The sequence below is a fragment of the Ensifer sp. 2TAB8 genome (assembly GCF_052115125.1).
In the GTDB taxonomy this organism is placed as follows: Bacteria; Pseudomonadota; Alphaproteobacteria; order Rhizobiales; family Rhizobiaceae; genus Ensifer.
Genome location: NZ_JBFRGB010000025.1, coordinates 27964 through 43758, shown reverse-complemented (window position 1 = coordinate 43758; position 15795 = coordinate 27964). Strand labels below are relative to the sequence as shown.

General features: G+C 62.7%; 13 protein-coding genes. 11 read left to right on the top strand and 2 right to left on the bottom strand.

The genetic code is table 11. The features are described from left to right. Positions 1 to 102 precede the first annotated feature (102 nt). From AB4Z53_RS28595 to AB4Z53_RS28560, 8 genes are all read left to right on the top strand, one after another. Complete coding sequence (locus tag AB4Z53_RS28595; RefSeq protein WP_441598897.1) at positions 103 to 1104, top strand: FecR family protein; 1002 nt, start codon at positions 103 to 105, stop codon at positions 1102 to 1104. Positions 1105 to 1224: 120 nt separating this feature from the next. After that, positions 1225 to 3534: a TonB-dependent receptor domain-containing protein gene (locus tag AB4Z53_RS28590; RefSeq protein ID WP_441598896.1), complete on the top strand. Its 2310-nt coding sequence runs from the start codon at positions 1225 to 1227 to the stop codon at positions 3532 to 3534. A 112-nt stretch (positions 3535 to 3646) separates the two neighbouring features. Beyond that, on the top strand, positions 3647 to 3937 hold the full coding sequence (locus tag AB4Z53_RS28585; protein WP_113539117.1) for a DUF2218 domain-containing protein: 291 nt from the start codon (positions 3647 to 3649) through the stop codon (positions 3935 to 3937). 105 nt (positions 3938 to 4042) lie between these two features. Next, positions 4043 to 5821, top strand: coding sequence for an IucA/IucC family protein (locus tag AB4Z53_RS28580; RefSeq protein WP_441598895.1), 1779 nt, complete (start codon positions 4043 to 4045; stop codon positions 5819 to 5821). Beyond that, positions 5805 to 7541: an IucA/IucC family protein gene (locus AB4Z53_RS28575; protein WP_441598894.1), complete on the top strand. Its 1737-nt coding sequence runs from the start codon at positions 5805 to 5807 to the stop codon at positions 7539 to 7541. The genes AB4Z53_RS28580 and AB4Z53_RS28575 overlap by 17 nt, the downstream gene beginning before the upstream one ends. Next, a complete protein-coding gene (locus AB4Z53_RS28570) occupies positions 7538 to 8818 on the top strand; it encodes an AMP-binding protein (protein ID WP_441598893.1) in 1281 nt (426 codons plus the stop codon). Before AB4Z53_RS28575 ends, AB4Z53_RS28570 begins: the two co-directional genes overlap by 4 nt. Next, on the top strand, positions 8815 to 10122 hold the full coding sequence (locus tag AB4Z53_RS28565) for a DUF6005 family protein (RefSeq protein WP_441598892.1): 1308 nt from the start codon (positions 8815 to 8817) through the stop codon (positions 10120 to 10122). The genes AB4Z53_RS28570 and AB4Z53_RS28565 overlap by 4 nt, the downstream gene beginning before the upstream one ends. After that, positions 10119 to 10964 (top strand): sugar phosphate isomerase/epimerase family protein, encoded by an 846-nt coding sequence (locus tag AB4Z53_RS28560; RefSeq protein WP_441598891.1) that lies wholly within the window; start codon positions 10119 to 10121, stop codon positions 10962 to 10964. Before AB4Z53_RS28565 ends, AB4Z53_RS28560 begins: the two co-directional genes overlap by 4 nt. Before the next feature lie 134 nt (positions 10965 to 11098). On the opposite strand, the gene AB4Z53_RS28555 is transcribed toward AB4Z53_RS28560, so the two are convergent. After that, positions 11099 to 12118, bottom strand: coding sequence for a 1-aminocyclopropane-1-carboxylate deaminase (locus AB4Z53_RS28555; protein WP_441598890.1), 1020 nt, complete (start codon positions 12116 to 12118; stop codon positions 11099 to 11101). A gap of 143 nt (positions 12119 to 12261) precedes the next feature. Between AB4Z53_RS28555 and AB4Z53_RS28550 the strand changes: the two genes are divergently transcribed. The 3 genes from AB4Z53_RS28550 (at position 12262) to AB4Z53_RS28540 (ending at position 13855) form a co-directional block, all read left to right on the top strand. Beyond that, positions 12262 to 12738: an Lrp/AsnC family transcriptional regulator gene (locus tag AB4Z53_RS28550; protein ID WP_113539110.1), complete on the top strand. Its 477-nt coding sequence runs from the start codon at positions 12262 to 12264 to the stop codon at positions 12736 to 12738. 96 nt (positions 12739 to 12834) lie between these two features. After that, positions 12835 to 13293: a hypothetical protein gene (locus AB4Z53_RS28545; protein WP_441598889.1), complete on the top strand. Its 459-nt coding sequence runs from the start codon at positions 12835 to 12837 to the stop codon at positions 13291 to 13293. Between the two features lie 13 nt (positions 13294 to 13306). Continuing rightward, positions 13307 to 13855 (top strand): MarR family winged helix-turn-helix transcriptional regulator, encoded by a 549-nt coding sequence (locus tag AB4Z53_RS28540; protein WP_441598888.1) that lies wholly within the window; start codon positions 13307 to 13309, stop codon positions 13853 to 13855. A gap of 102 nt (positions 13856 to 13957) precedes the next feature. On the opposite strand, the gene AB4Z53_RS28535 is transcribed toward AB4Z53_RS28540, so the two are convergent. Beyond that, positions 13958 to 15793, bottom strand: coding sequence for an ABC transporter ATP-binding protein (locus tag AB4Z53_RS28535; RefSeq protein ID WP_441598887.1), 1836 nt, complete (start codon positions 15791 to 15793; stop codon positions 13958 to 13960). Positions 15794 to 15795 lie beyond the last annotated feature (2 nt).

The following is a 15795-nucleotide window of genomic DNA, read 5'->3' as shown; positions in this document are numbered from 1 at the left end:
ATTTTGGGCCGGAGTGAAAAAAAATCCGAAGCAATTCGTCTTTGTGACAGACCGGATCATTCCGCTAGTGTCTCGTCGAACACGTAACCAGCAGGCAGAGCTTTGACCAAGGACAACCACATACCGGAGGCGTTGCTGGAAGAGGCCATGGACTGGTTCCTCGAGCTGAAGGCACGCCCGAACTGTCGGCAGACCGAAGTCGCGTTCCGGGCCTGGTTGGGTCGGTCGGAATTGCATCCCCGATCCTGGGAGACGGCCTTGAAAACCTGGCAGTTGCTGGGAGAAGTGTCGCCGGTTCATGAGCACCTCTGGCGCGACGCAACGCCGTCGGCGTCGTCGGTCGTGCCGGCCCGCCAGTCGAAACGCCTTGTGGCGCGAACCCTAGCTGCCGGTGCGGCGGCCATGGCGCTTGCCGTCTGCCTGGTGCTTTTCGTCTCGCTGCCGTCGCTGCTGGTGTGGTGGCAGGCCGATCACGTGACCGAGACCGCCGAGAGCAGGACGATCACACTGGAGGACGGCACGACGATCCAAATGGGCGGTGGCAGCGCGATTGCTACCGAGATTACAGCCATGGCCCGGCATGTTCGTCTTCTCAGGGGCGAGGCCTATTTCGACGTTGCGCGCGACCCGTCTCGTCCCTTCGTCGTCGATGCCGGCGGCGTGGAGGTTTCGGTTCTCGGCACCTCTTTCGACGTGCAGCTTGCGAGTACGGAGACCACGGTCGAGCTCGCTCATGGCACCGTTGCCGTTTCGTACAACGGGGAAAGCCACAGGCGGAACTTCGAGCTCGCGCCGGGAGAAACGGCGACGGTGACGCATGCGACGGGCGCGGTTACCCGAAGCGCGATCGCGGCCGAAGAGATCGGCGCCTGGCGCAGCGGCAAGATGTTCGTCAACAACGTCACCGTTGCCGCTGCCGCCGAGCGGCTGCAACGTTACCATTCCGCCTGGATCTCCGTCCCGCAATCCGAACTCGCGGCACGAAGGGTAACGGGTGTCTATGACCTTACCGACCCCGATCACGCTCTTCAGGCATTGGTTCAGCCCTTCGGCGGCAAGGTGCGCGAGGTGACACCCTATGGCCGCGTTCTGACGCAATTTTAATTTGGACTCAAAAATTCAAGAAAAAATCGCGGGCCGGTGAAAAAAAATCCGGCGCCCGTCGTCTTTGGTCCGAAGCGCCTGCACGAGAGGCAGCGCGCGGATCATCGAGACGGGGGTAAAATGAGTTCGCCGAAATGCCGCAAGGGACATCTTTCTTTCAAAGCAGGATATAGTCAGGCGGGCCTGCGCCTGCTGACTACGACGGCAATCGTTGGGCTTTCCTCCCTTGCCTTCATGCCCCTTTCCGTCGCATCCGCACAGCAGACGACATCGCGCGTCAGTACGGCCCGCACGTTCAATATTCCGTCGCAACCGCTTGCCAGCGCCTTGAATGCGTTTGGGCGGCAATCCGGCCTGCAGGTGACCTTGGCCGCGGCGACGTCGCAGGGCCTTCGCTCGACTGCCGTCAACGGCACGCTGGAGCCGCAGCAGGCCCTTGCGCAGTTGCTGTCGGGCACCGGCATCTCCTACAGGGTATCGGGCGGAACGGCGCTGATCGGTTCGCCGACGGCGGCCGGCGGAAGCGGGGGCGTGGATGCCTCCGGCGCGACGGTCCTTGATCCGATTTCCGCCTTCGGCAGCGGACCGCTCGGCGCCGGCGAGATCGAGATTTCGTCGGAAGACCTGAAGCAGAAGAACCCTGCCAACATTGCCGACGTCTTTTCGGGTGAGCCCGGCATTTCAGTCGGCAGCTCGCTGCCGATGTCGCAGAAGGTCTATGTCCACGGGATCGAGGAGACCAGCCTTGCCGTGACGATGGACGGCGGCCGCCAGAACAACAAGGTCTTCCACCACAACGGCACGAACCTCATCGATCCCGGTCTCCTGAAGGCGGTGAGCGTTGATGCCGGCGTCGCGCCGGCCGATGCCGGTCCGGGGGCGCTCGCCGGCGCGATTGCCTACGAAACCATCGATCCGCGCGATCTGCTGGACGCAGACGGCTTCGGCGGTTTCGTCACGTCGAGCTACAATTTCAACAGCGACACGGTGACGACGGGCGTTTCCGCCTATGGCATGCATGAAGGGCTCGAGTTCCTCGGCTACTTCAACTTCGGCAAAGGCAACGATTTTACCGCCGGAAACGGCAAGGAGGTCGAAGGCACGAGCACCAACCTGCTCAGCGGCCTTGGAAAGCTCGCCTACGAGTTCGAGAGCGGTGACCGTCTCGAGATCAGCCACGACCGCATCAACGACGATGCGCCCCGGCCGTTCCGTGCCAATGTGGGTTCGATTTCGAACCCCAAGCCGTGGGAGCCGCGCATCCGTGACTACACGCTCGACCGGCAGAACACCGTCTTCACCTACACCGACAGCACGCCGGAGGGGTGGTGGGACCCGAAGCTGCTGCTTGCCTACAGCAAGACCGAGGTCGATCTGCCGATCTTCCCGAAGCCCGGAGCAGGCGTTCCCAGTACCTACGACGCCATTGGCACGTCGGATAGTTTCAACGGAAAATTCGAGAACAAGTTCTCCTTCGATATCGGCAACGTGATCGCCGGCATCGACTTCTATAGCGACAAGGCCGAGCTCGAGGATCTCTACGATCCGGGGGCGGAGAAGGCGCGCAATGTCGGCATTTACGCACAGGCAAGGCTGGAGCCCTGGGAGAGGACGCGCCTGTCCTTCGGCGCCCGAGGCGACAACCAGCACTTCACCGGAACGACGGGCCAGGAGTGGACCAACTCCGGCTTCAGCGGCAACGTCTCGGGCGAATATGACCTGATCGAGGATCTTCTGACCGCCAAGGCAGGCTACTCGCATGTCTGGGCCGGCATTCCGCTCGCCGAGAACTTCATCATCAATCCCAACTGGGACTACGGCCAAGGCCCGAAACCGGTGACTGCCGACAATTACATCCTGGGATTGGAGGCCAATTACAACGGCTTCACCGTCGAGGGTAGCGTCTTCCAGACCGATCTCGATGATGCGCGCGCGCCGCGCTTCCGGGCGGACCTCGGTATTGCCGCCCATGACGTTCGCTCGCGCGGTTTCGAGATCGGCGGCGGCTACAACTGGGGCGACGGCTACTTCAAGGTGAAATACGCCAACATCGATGTCGAAATCGACGGCAAGCCTGCCGACTCCGACGTCGGCACCTATCTTGCAGCACCCGCCGGCCAGATCATCACTCTTCAGGCGATCCACACGCTGACTGACTGGGGCGTCACCTTCGGTGCCGATGCCGAGATTGCGCTCGACTACGACGACGTCGCTCCCGGCAGCAAGCCTCTCAAGGGCTACGAGGTCTTCAACGCCTTTGTCGAATACGTGCCGCCGGAACGCCCGAACCTGACGCTGCGCGCCGAACTGAAGAACATCTTTGACGAAACCTATTCGGACCGGGCGACCTACGGCCAGGAATTCGGGAACGTTACGCCGCTCTACGAGCCCGGCCGTTCCTTCATCCTGACCGCCAGAGCGACGTTCTAGGCCGACGGTCCGCAATTGCGGCTGCCGTGTCCTCCCCGCGGCGGCCGCCCAAGACGCTCAGGCGGTCACCCCGGCCGCCCGAGCCGCGAAAGCCGAAAGACAGGAGTTCCAGATGCAAGAAGCGACCACCCATTTTGCGACGGAAGACGGCCAGAAGTACCTGACGCAGCTCTGCAAGCATTTCGCCCACAAGATCGACGTCGAGCAGGCGGGCGACCGCGCCGAGCTCCGGTTTTCCTGCGGGACCGGCTATCTCCTGGCAACAGTGAATGGCCTGAGCATTCGCGCCCGCTCGCCCGACGATGACAATCTCGCCGATACGAAATCGGTCATCGAAAGCCATCTTTTGCGCTTCGCCTTCCGCGAAGAGCCCGGGCCGCTCCACTGGCAAGCCGCCGGCTGAGCGACGCGGACAGAGAGCATTTTCAATCAGAAAATTCAATGTGTTGGTCAAAGGCGGCCAACGCCATTGCGCGGCCATGCGTGTCGCGTGCCGAGGATCGACAGGATGCAATCGTCTAGGCAAATCGCTGAAATCGCCACTTTTCAAAGTTTCGCAAACTGCTACCTGCGCGAAGTGAACCCGGGCATTCGGGTCATTCATCGAGCCAGCGGCGGCGTCTTCGACTGTGTCGAGTGGTCGCTGCCGCGGCAGCACATGATCCTGCGCGCCGAGGTGACGTCGCCGTCGCTCTGCGGTCCGCATCACTTCGGCAGGGTCTGGGGCAGGGGCATTTCCGATGCCGCCTGGCGCCAGATCGAGCTGATATCGGCGCTGCACATTCTCATCCACGAATGCTACCGCCAGGTCGATGATGCGCACGCCGATGCCCTGCGTGGCTTCGAGCTCGAGCTTCTGGTGCGGGTGCTTGAAAGCTATCAGCAGACAGCACTCTACATCGACAAGGCGCGGCCGGAGCCGGAAAACGGCGGCGATTTTATCGAGGCCGAGCAAGCGCTCGTCTTCGGTCACTGGCAGCATCCGACACCGAAGAGCCGGCAGGGCATGACCTACTGGCAGCAGGAGTCTTATGCGCCGGAACTGCGAGGCCAGTTCAAGCTGCACCATTTTGCCGCCAAGACGGATTGCGTGCGACACGCCTCCGCCCGTTCGACGGCGGCTCCTGAGATTGTCCGTTCGCTGATGCGGCCGGGGGCAGAGGCGAGCGCGCCCGATGAGCATCTTCTGCCGATGCACCCGCTGCAGGCGGAAGCACTGTTGCTCGATCCCGATATTCAGGCACTGATCGGGGAGGGGAGGCTGCGCCACCTGGGCCCTGCCGGCCCGACCTTCACCGCGACCTCGTCGGTGCGCACGGTCTACGGCGTCGATGCCGATTGGATGCTTAAATTCTCGCTCCCTGTCCGCATTACCAACTCGGTGCGGCCGAACCGGCTTCAGGAGCTTGAGGCCGGAGTGGCCATGGCGAAACTGATCGATCGCATCGGCTTTGCCGAGCGTTCCCGCAATTTCCGCATCATCCAGGACCCGGCCTATATCACGCTCGACCTGCCCGATCGCAACGAAAGCGGTTTCGAAGTCATCCTGCGGGAGAGCCCTTTTGCCGGTGCGAAGGGCAGGGGTATCGTGACCGTTGCTGCCTTGACGGCCGATCCGCTTCCGGGCCGGGCTTCCCGGCTCGAAAGTCTGGTTCGGACACTCGCCGCGCGCATCGGCGAAGCGCTGGCGGATGCAGCACTTCTTTGGTTCCGCCGCTATCTCGACTGCGCCGTCGAGCCGCTGGTCCGCCTCTATGACGACTACGGCATTGCGCTCGAGGCGCACCAGCAGAACAGTCTGCTGGATGTCGGCAACTGCTACCCGCTAACCAGCTATTATCGCGACAATCAGGGCTTCTATCTTTCGGAGCGCTATCGCAGCCTGATCGTCGGCCATGTCCCCGAGACGCAAACGATCGCGTCGCTCTATTTTGCCGACAGCGAGATCCGTGATCGCTTCGCCTACTACCTGATCGTCAACCAGGTTTTCTCGGTCGTCAGCCGCATGGGCCATGACGGGCTCTGCGACGAGGGTCTGTTGCTGCGCGAACTGCGCCTGCACCTGGAGCGCTATGCCGCCCGGATGAGCGGTGCCGGTCGGGACTTCGCGCGCCATGTGCTCGACCTGCCGACGATCGCCTCCAAGGCCAACCTGACGACCCGCCTTTACGATGTGGACGAACTGCAATCCAACAACGCGCCGACGCTCTACCGCCCCGTGCCCAACCCGCTGCGGCTGCCGGCCGTCCTGACGCTACCGAGGATCGATCATGCCATTGCCTCTTGATCTCCCGGGCCGGCCGGACGAGCGGGTGCTTCGCCAGTTCGTCTCAGCGCTGCTGTTCGAAGGCATCGTCGACGCCGGCAAGCATGTCCGGGACGATATGGTTGAGTTTCAGTGGTCGCTCGGCGGTCGCGACTATTGCTGCCGCGGCGCCATCGGCCCGTTCGGGCGGCTTCGCTTGGTAGCGAACTCGGTAGAGATGCGTGAAGGCGCGGACAGCTGGGTTGCACCACCCCTGGCACAGCTGGTCTCGGCTCTGCCGGGCAGCGGCCCCATGCGCGGCAAATTGCTCCACGAACTCTTGCAGACCATCGCCTTCTGCCAGTGGAACGAGCGCCATCTCGCCGGGCGGCCCCGACGCATGATGACCTTCGCGGAACTCGAGGGCGCGCTGGACGAGGGGCACCCGTACCACCCCTGCTTCAAGGCGCGCAGCGGCTTTACCTTTGCCGATCATGCCGCCTACGGTCCGGAAGCGGGCGACCGCTTCCAGCTCGTCTGGTTGCTGGTGGCGCGCAAGCATCTGCGGCAGGCGCTGCCCTGCGACGAGGATTTTTTCTGGCAGGGCGAACTCGGGCCGGAAACATGGGCGCATCTCTGCGCGTTGCGAGAACAGCTCGATGCTTCGCCGGGTGATTTCGGCCTCGTCCCCTTGCATCCCTGGCAATGGCGAGAACTCGGCGAGACGTTGCGCTCCGGCTGGATTGCTGCCGGCGAGGCCCACTATCTGGGCCCGGTGGGCGACCGATACACGGCAACCCAGTCGGTGCGCTCTCTCCTCAACCAGAACCGACCGCATGCCGCCAGCCTCAAGCTGCCGCTCAACATCGTCAACACCTCGTCGCGACGGATACTGGAGCCGCATTCGGTCTGCACCGCGCCGGTGATCTCGCGCTGGATCGCCGGGATCGTGGCCGGCGATCCGGCCTTTTCCGCGCACTATCCCCTGACCATCTTGCAGGAATATGCCGGCATCATTGCAGACGGTGACGGCCCCCTGGCGGGGCAGGTGGCGGCGATCTGGCGCGAGAGTGCCGAAGCCACACTTGCGGTCGGCGAAGCGGTGATCCCGTTCAATGCGCTGATGATGGTGGAGGCGGACGGGCGGCCCTTCGCCGGCGACTGGATCAGGCGTTTCGGCCTCATGCCCTGGCTCAACCGGCTCATCGAAGTCGCAGTCCTGCCCGTCTGGCATCTGCTCGTTCATCATGGTCTCGCGGTCGAGGCGCACGGACAGAACATGCTGCTCGTCCATCGCGATGGCTGGCCGGTCAGGCTCATCCTGCGCGATTTCCACGAGAGCATCGAGTTCTCACCGGGCTTCCTGCGCGAGCCGGACAAGGCGCCGGATTTGCTGTCGCTGCACCCCGCCTATCGGGACGCCGAACCCGACCAGTTCTACTGGACGAACAATCTGGATTCGCTGCGCGAATTGGTGATGGACACGCTGTTCGTCTACAATCTCAGCGAAATCTCCCATCTTCTCGACCACTGCTACGACCTGCCGGAACCGCTCTTCTGGCAACGCGTCCAAAGCGTGCTTTTCGCCTATGAGAGCGAGCATGGGGCGAGCGACCGACTGGCTGTGCTCGGCTGCGGCCAACCCCGCATTCTCACCGAATCCCTGATGACGAGGAAGCTCCTCGCGACCAAGCCCGAGTACCACCACACGGTGCCGAACACCTTGGCTGCGAAAACGCTTCAACGAAGGAGAAAGTCATGATCCGCATCGATGACAGGCTCTACGACGAGCGCCATTTCAGCGAAACATCGGCACGGCTGGCCACGGAGACGGGCCTTACGCAACGAGACACCGGCCGCTACGCCGTCTGTTTCCCGGAAACAGCCGATTGGCTGTCGCTGTTTTTCGCGATCCGCAAGGCAGGTGCGAGCGTTCTGCCGATTCATCCTGGCACGCCCTATCCGGCTGCCCGCAAGCTGGCGATCGGTGCCGGCTGTGATCGGTTGTTCTACAACAGCGTGACCGCCGAGGTTCTCGATGTGCCCGCCGTGGAGCCGAAGCCGGGAACGCTGCTGCAGATGAGTTCGGGGACAACCGGTGCGCCGAAATGCATCGCGCGCAGCTGGGCGGAGATCGATGCCGAAATCGAAAGCTACGTCCGCACCTTCCGCGAACCGGAGGACATGACGCCGGTCATCGCCTGCCCGACCACGCATTCCTATGGCCTGATCTGCGGCATTCTGGTGGCGCTGAAGCGCGGCCAGACGCCGGTCATCGTAGACACCGCGAACCCGAAGTATCTCTTGAAGGTGCTGCGCGATACAGAGCGGCCGCTGCTCTATTCATCGCCGGCGATCCTGCACACGCTGGCGCGGCTGCTGCCCGTGGGCGAGCGCATCCATGCGACGATGACTTCGGGCACGTTGCTTCCCGATCCGTGGTTTGCCGATATCCGCGCGAAAAGCCGGTTCATGTTCCAGCAATATGGCTGCTCGGAATCCGGCTGCATCGCCATCAACCCGGATGTCGCCGCCGCGGGCGACATGGGCTTCGTTCTGCCGCACCATTCCGCCGAAACCGGCAGCAGCGCAGAGGGTGCCGCCGAGATCATCGTCCGCAACGGCGACGGCATCGCAATTCATACCCGAGACCTCGGTTACCGCCGCACCGACGGCATGCTGGTCTTCGTCTCGCGCATGGACGACATGATCAATGTCTCCGGTCTCAATGTCTATCCGAAGGATGTTGAGGACGCCGCCATGGCGATGCCTGCGATCACCGATGCCGTTGCCTTCCGCAAGAGTGACCGCTTCGCCGGTGAGCGCGTCGCGCTGCTCTTCAGCGCCGACCAGGCGATCGCGCCGCAGGCGGTGCGGGAATGGTGCAGCCGCCATCTCGCCGGCCACCAGCTGCCGATGGAGATTCTGCAGGTCGATGCAGTTCCCCGTCAGGCGAACGGCAAGATCAGCCGCCGCGACGTTGCGGCGCGGCACATGGCCGGTGAATTCAACAGGTCTATGGCAGGTGCTGCATCATGAGCGAGACCGAAATCCTGACGGCGATCGAGACCGTTCTCATCGAAAAGATGGCGCATGGGCATATGGCTGGCTTCGGGCTGGACGCGCGGCTCAACGAGGACCTCTATCTCGATTCCGTTCTGATCCTGGAGATCTTCCTCAATCTCGAACTCGAATACGGGCTTTCCGTGCCCGAGGAAGCGATTGCAAAGCAGGAGATCGAGAAAGTTGCCGATCTGGTCGCTCTCTATCTGCCGAAGTCCACGGTTCACGTTCCGAGCTTCCCGCTCACCGGCGGCACGAGCGACGAGGGCGTGCACGGCGACGCCTACTACGACATCAAGGTCCATTGCTTCGTCAGCTGCGTCTCGGATGGCTTGAAGCGAAACGGGCTGGACCAGCGGCCGTTCTATTTCGGTGTATGGGATGCGAAGTTCGCGGTCAGCGACCGTTTCGAACTTCTCTACCATGCGCCTGACATCACCCAGGAGTTTTTCCGCGGCTGGTTCGAGCGGCTCTACGGGGTCTCCGTCGTCGAATGGTACGATCCGGAGCGCATCAAGCTCGACAACCTTGCTGTGCTGCTCGGCCTCTTGAAGCAGCGCGGTGACACCGGTTCGGTCATGGTCATGCTCGACATGTTCCACCTGCCGGAGCGGGAGAACAAGTTCAACCAGAACCCGTTTCCGCATTATCTCATGCTGCAGGAAACCGCCGATCCCGACACCTGGTTCGTGCATGATCCGGACTATCGCTGGGAAGGCGAGATCGCCAAGGAAAAGGTCATCCACGCGATCATGCAGCCGACCGTCGGCGGCGGCTACGTCTTCGACAATGCCGAGGCGCGTGCGCCGCATGCCGAAGATCTGAAGGCCTATTTCGAAGCGTGCTTCGTTCGTGGCCGAAACCCCCTGGTCGATGCCATCAGGGCGATCGTCACCGCACATATTGAAGAGCGGGATGGGCTTACGCTCTCGACGCTGAGCGCAGCGGTGCGTGAGCTGCCGGTGATCACCATCCGGAAATACGCCTATGAGCACGGCTTCGCCTTCTATTGGCGGGCGCTGAAGCTGCCGGCAGCAGAATTCGAAGGGTGGTGCGAGGAAATCGAGGCGCTGGTCCAGTCGTTGAAGACGCTGCACTACAGCTGCATGAAGCTTGCCCAGACCGGCGATCGCGCCTTGGCGACAGACGTTTTCGGGCGCCTCGACGAAGCGGACCGGCAGGAGATGAAGCTCAAAACCAAGCTCGCCGAGATTTTCGATCTCTGGTGCGACCTCGTCCTTCCCGCAGAAGTTCCCCCATTGAAGAGAGTTGCACGATGAGAGTTTCGCTCTGCACCATCACCTTCCGGCACCATCTGATATCGCTCGGCGAGATCGCCGCCTGGGCCGAGGCCAATGATTTCCAGGGCATCGAGCTCTGGGGGGCGCATGCCCGCAACCTGGCGCCACGGACGGACCGGAACGCCGAATGGCTCGACGGCTATGGCCTCTCCGTGCCGATGATCAGCGACTACCTGCCGCTCGATGGCGATACCGAAGCGTTGCGGCACAAGACGGTAGAGCTTTGCCGGCTTGCCCGCCGTTGGCGCACCCGCAAGATCCGCACCTTTGCCGGAAGCCGCGGCAGTCAAGCCGTCGGGGCGGACGAGCGGCGGCAGGTCGTCGCCCGGCTGAAGGAGATCAGCGACATCACCGCGAGCTACGGCATTTACCTGCTTGCCGAGACGCACCCGAAGACACTGGCCGATACGGCGGCATCGACCCTGCAACTGATCGAGGAGGTCGCTCACTCCCATTTCGCGATCAACTTCGACACGCTGCATGTCTGGGAGGGCGGGGACGATCCGGTCACGGTGCACCGGGCCATGAAGCCGCATATCCGCCACTACCATCTGAAGAACATCGTCGACCGTGCAGATTTGTCAGTCTTCGAACCGGCCAATGTCTACGCGGCCGCCGGCAACCGGCGGGGCATGACGCCCTTGTTCGAAGGGACCGTCGACTACACGCGGTTCCTTGAGGAGATAGCCGACGATCCGCAGGCCGATGCATCGCTGGAGTGGTTCGGCAATGACTGCATGGACACGCTGAGACGGGACCGCCGGCAGGTGCGCCAGGCGATCGAAGGCGGCGAGCGCCCGCTCAGGACAGCAAATATCTAGAGCAAGATTGGAAGAATTGGCCTTCGCAGTGGATCCTGGCGATCCACTGCGAAGGCGAGGGCCGGCATGTTCTGCTCCTGTCGACCTCAGGCCGGAGGTGGTCGGCGTGGTGGATCAACCGGTGAGAGCGGGGCTCAGCCGTCCTTGTAGTAGTAGCTGTAGCCGTTCAGCGCCGGAGCGCCGCCGAGATGGGCGTAGAGCACGCGGGACCCCTCCGGGAAGAAGCCCTTGCGGGCGAGGTCTATCATCCCCTGCATCGATTTGCCCTCGTAAACCGGGTCGGTAATCATGGCCTCGGTGCGAGCCGCTAGCCGGATCGCTGCATTGGTTTCTTCCGATGGTACGCCATAGGCGGGGTAGGCATAATCGGGATTGATGACGATTTCGTCCTCGCGGATGCCCCGGCCGAGGCGCACCAGCTCGGCGGTGGAATCGACGATCTTCCGGACCTGGGCACGCGTCTGCCCGAGCGTTCCGGACGCATCGATGCCGATCACGCGGTCGGCGCGGTCCTGGGCGGCGAAACCCACGATCATGCCGCCCTGGGTCGAGCCGGTAACGACGCAGACGATGATGTAGTCGAAGGCGAAGCCGAGTTCCTTCTCCTGCGCTGCCACCTCCTCGGCGAAGCCGACATAACCGAGCGCGCCGTATTTGTGTACGGACGCGCCGGCGGGGATCGGGTAGGGCTTGCCGCCGGCATCCTTTACCGACTGAATCGCATCCTCCCAGCTCTTGCGGATGCCGATATCGAAGCCGTCATCGACCAGCCGGCTGTCCGCCCCCATCAACCGCGTCATCAGGATGTTGCCGACGCGGTCGTAGACGGCATCGTAGTGCGGCACCCACTTTTCCTGGATGACAACGCATTTCATGCCGATCTTCGCGGCGGTGGCGGCGACCATGCGCGTGTGGTTCGACTGCACGCCGCCGATCGAGACGAGCGTATCGGCGCCGGAAGCGATCGCGTCGGGTACGATGTATTCGAGCTTCCGGAGCTTGTTGCCGCCCATGGGGAGACCGGAATTGCAGTCGTCGCGCTTGGCATAAATCTCCACCTTTCCGCCGATCGCTGCCGTGAGCCGGGGCAGGTGCTCAATCGGGGTTGGGCCGAAGGTGAGCGGGTAACGTTCGAACTTCTCAAGCAGTGACATTGATCATCGCCTCCGTGCTGGATTGACAGGAGAACGATAGGAGAATGTTCGCGAAAGGTGCTCTCTATTATCTGTTTAGAATTTCCTGGATTTCGAAGTCCGATCGACAGAGAATCAAATTTCTTCGAATGGGAGACGTATAAATGAAAGATTCTTCCAGTGACGATTTCGACAGGATCGATCTCAAGATCTTGCGAGCCCTGCAATCCGAGGGCCGGCTGTCGAATGCGGACCTCGCCGAGCGCGTGAATGTGAGCGCTGCCACCTGCCATCGGCGCACGCAGAGGCTGTTCGACGAGGGCTACATCACCGGTGTCCGGGCGGAAATCGCGCCCAGTGCCGTCGGTCTCGGGGCGCTGGTGATGGTCGGCGTGGTGCTCGACCGCTCGACACCGGAAAGCTTCGCCGCCTTCGAGGGCGCAGTGATGGAGATGAAGGAGGTGCTCGACTGCAACCTTGTCGCCGGCGATTTCGATTATCTCCTGAAGATCCGCGTGCGTGACATGGCGGACTTCAACAAGCTGCACGGCCTGAAGTTGATCGCGCTACCGGGCGTGCGCCAGACGCGGACCTTCTTCGTGATGAAGGAAGTCAAGGAGAATGCGCGGCTGCCGTTCTGATCGTGAGACGTCTCGACCTTCGCTTGGATATATCTTGATGGTAAAGATACTTATCTATAAAGATAAATTCATCTGATTGGGACGGGAGAGCTCTCAATGGTTTCGCTGTCGGTTGCTTTGGTCGGTCTTGCCGGTTCGCTGGCGCTCATCGGCGTCGGCGGTGGGCTCTACGAGTTTTCAGTCGTGGACGCCGCCTGGCCGCGGCGTCCGGATCTCATTCAGCCTGCGCGCGGAGGCATTTCCCGACGTCGCTTCTGGATACCGGCGCATATCGCCTTCGAGTTGGCGCTGGTGGCGGCGTTGATCATCACCTGGTATCAGCCCGACATTCGCTTCTGGTTGCTCGTTGCCGTCGCCAGCCATGCTGTCATGCGTCTCTGGTCGGCATTCGACTTCATCCCGAAGGCGCTGGCCTTCGAGCGTGCCGATCCCGCGGAGTTCGATGCGGCGGCCGCCCGGCGGTGGAGCAATCGAAGCCTGTTGCGCCTGCCGCTCGACCTTCTGACAGCCACCGCGATGTTGGCTGCCTTTGCGACTGCTGTTGCGATCGCTTGAGCCGGAGCTACCAATGACCGACGAAGGCAACAATCGAAGCGCGGCAGACAAGCAGGAACTTGTCGCCCAGGTCGGGCGCAATATCCGCCAGATGGGTGCGCAAAGCGTGATGACCAGCCAGGCCGTCGCGAGACGCTTCGGCCTGCATACGACGGACCTTGAATGCCTCGATCTGATCTATCTGCGCGGGCAGGCCTCGGCAGGCGAACTGGCCGAAGCTGCCGGGCTCACTTCGGGCGCCACAACCGCGCTGATCGACCGGCTGGAGCGTGCCGGCTATGTTGAGCGCGTTGCCGATCCGCGGGATCGGCGCCGCGTGTATGTCCGTGTCCGGCCGCACGCCATTGCGCCGATCAAGGCCGTCTATGAGCCGATGCAACAGCGGATGTTCGAGCTGTGGTCGCGCTATGATTGCGATGAGTTGGCACTGATCGCCGACTTCCTGTCGCGCAGCACGGAACTGGCGAAGGCATGTGCGGAAGATATTCGGCGCGACACCTCGCCATCACCGCCGAAACGCCGCGCACCGCGGAGCGGTGGGCGGGGGGACGAAAAGGGCTGACGGCAACCCGGGAGGTGCCACCGGCATATCTTCGAGGCGTGTTTCGTCGGGGTTTGACCGCAGTCGGCAGCGTTCAGGGAGCCGAGCGCGTCAGTTCCCCAGCTAGACCTGGACGAAATGATCCTCGGCAATCTGCTGATAGCGCCGCGCTTCCGGAACGTAGTCGGGCGCGCGCAAGGGGCTCTTCAGCTCGTCACTCGCAACATTGCGACGCGCATGGCGTCGGGTCGGGTCGGCAATCGGCACGGCAGCCATCAGCTTCTTCGTATAGGGATGCTGCGGGTTTTCGAAGACCTGCGCGCGTGAGCCGATCTCGACGATCTCTCCGAGATGCATGACGGCGACGCGGTGGCTGACGCGCTCGACGACGGCCATGTCGTGCGAGATGAACAGATAGGCAAGGCCGAGGCTCGCCTGCAGGTCGAGCAAGAGGTTGATGACCTGCGCCTTGATCGAGACGTCGAGTGCCGAGACCGATTCATCGGCGACGATCACCTTCGGGTCGAGCGCAAGCGCTCGGGCGATGCAGACGCGCTGGCGCTGGCCGCCGGAGAATTCGTGCGGGTAGCGCGCAGCCATGTCGGCCTGCAGTCCGACGCGTTCCAGGAGGTCGGCGACCTTTTCGCGGGCCTGTCGCGTGGTGCCGAGCTTGTGTTCGAGATAGGGTTCGGCGATCGCAGCGCCAACCGTCATGCGCGGATTGAGGCTGGCGAAGGGATCTTGAAAGATCATCTGCATGGTGCGGCGCATTTCGCGCAGCTGCCTGCGGTCCATTTTGAGGACGTCCTGGCCATCGAGCGTCACGGAGCCGCTTTCCGGTTCGATCAGCCGCATGATGGCCCGGCCGGTCGTGGACTTTCCGCAGCCGGACTCGCCGACGAGCGACAGCGTCTCGCCCGGCTGCAGGCTGAATGATACGTCCTCGATCGCATGTACCCGGCCTTTCAGCTTGCCGAGCATGCCCGCATGGATGTCGAACCGCTTGACGAGGTTCTTGACCTCGAGGATCGGCTTGCGACCGGATTGAACAGTGTCGGTTGCCTCAGCCACGGCGTTTGGCAGCCCGGTCGAAGCGTCGATGATGGGAAAGCGCATCGGCTGGCTTTCGCCCTTCATCGAGCCGAGCATTGGCACGGCCGAAAGCAGCGCTCGCGTATAGGGGTGTTTCGCCCGCAGGAAGATGTCCTCGGTGTTGCCGGTCTCGACCGCGTCGCCGCGGAACATCACGACCGTGCGGTCGGCGATTTCGGCGACCACGCCCATGTCGTGGGTGATGAAGAGCACCGAGGTGCCTTCTTCCTCCTGCAGCACCTTGATCAGGTCGAGGATCTGGCCCTGGATCGTCACGTCGAGCGCCGTTGTCGGCTCATCGGCGATCAGGAGCTTTGGGCGGCTCGCCAGCGCCATGGCGATCATCACGCGCTGCCGCATGCCGCCGGAAAACCGATGCGGATATTCGTCGAAGCGAGAGGCGGCCGAGGGAATGCGAACCTTTTCGAGCAGCCGGATGGTTTCGGCTCGCGCTTCGGCCTTCGACATCGGGCTGTGGCAGAGCAAGGCTTCGGAAATCTGGTCGCCGATCGTGAACAGCGGATTGAGGCTGGTCATCGGCTCCTGGAAGATCATCGCGACGTCATTGCCGCGCACGTTGCGCATCTCGCTTTCGGGTAGGTCGAGGATATTGCGCCCTCCCATCATCACCCGGCCCTCGATCCGGCTCGTCTCCTTCTGCAGGAGGCGCATGATCGAAAGCGACGTGACGCTCTTGCCGGATCCGGACTCGCCAACGATCGCGACGGTTTCGCCCGGAGCGACGGAAAACGAGACGTCCCGGACGACAGGCTTCCACACGCCATCGACCAGGAACGAGGTCGTCAGGTTCTCGACGGAGAGAACGGGCGCCGTCGAACGGTCCTGTGGGGCTTTGGTCTCGGTCATCT

Bases quoted from the DNA above. Each gene is read 5' to 3' on its own strand.
- AB4Z53_RS28590 (WP_441598896.1), top strand. From the start codon at position 1,225: ATGAGTTCGCCGAAATGCCGCAAGGGACATCTTTCTTTCAAAGCAGGA.
- AB4Z53_RS28585 (WP_113539117.1), top strand. From the start codon at position 3,647: ATGCAAGAAGCGACCACCCATTTTGCGACGGAAGACGGCCAGAAGTAC.
- AB4Z53_RS28580 (WP_441598895.1), top strand. From the start codon at position 4,043: ATGCAATCGTCTAGGCAAATCGCTGAAATCGCCACTTTTCAAAGTTTC.
- AB4Z53_RS28575 (WP_441598894.1), top strand. From the start codon at position 5,805: ATGCCATTGCCTCTTGATCTCCCGGGCCGGCCGGACGAGCGGGTGCTT.
- AB4Z53_RS28570 (WP_441598893.1), top strand. From the start codon at position 7,538: ATGATCCGCATCGATGACAGGCTCTACGACGAGCGCCATTTCAGCGAA.
- AB4Z53_RS28565 (WP_441598892.1), top strand. From the start codon at position 8,815: ATGAGCGAGACCGAAATCCTGACGGCGATCGAGACCGTTCTCATCGAA.
- AB4Z53_RS28560 (WP_441598891.1), top strand. From the start codon at position 10,119: ATGAGAGTTTCGCTCTGCACCATCACCTTCCGGCACCATCTGATATCG.
- AB4Z53_RS28555 (WP_441598890.1), bottom strand. From the start codon at position 12,118: ATGTCACTGCTTGAGAAGTTCGAACGTTACCCGCTCACCTTCGGCCCA.
- AB4Z53_RS28550 (WP_113539110.1), top strand. From the start codon at position 12,262: ATGAAAGATTCTTCCAGTGACGATTTCGACAGGATCGATCTCAAGATC.
- AB4Z53_RS28545 (WP_441598889.1), top strand. From the start codon at position 12,835: ATGGTTTCGCTGTCGGTTGCTTTGGTCGGTCTTGCCGGTTCGCTGGCG.
- AB4Z53_RS28540 (WP_441598888.1), top strand. From the start codon at position 13,307: ATGACCGACGAAGGCAACAATCGAAGCGCGGCAGACAAGCAGGAACTT.
- AB4Z53_RS28535 (WP_441598887.1), bottom strand. From the start codon at position 15,793: ATGACCGAGACCAAAGCCCCACAGGACCGTTCGACGGCGCCCGTTCTC.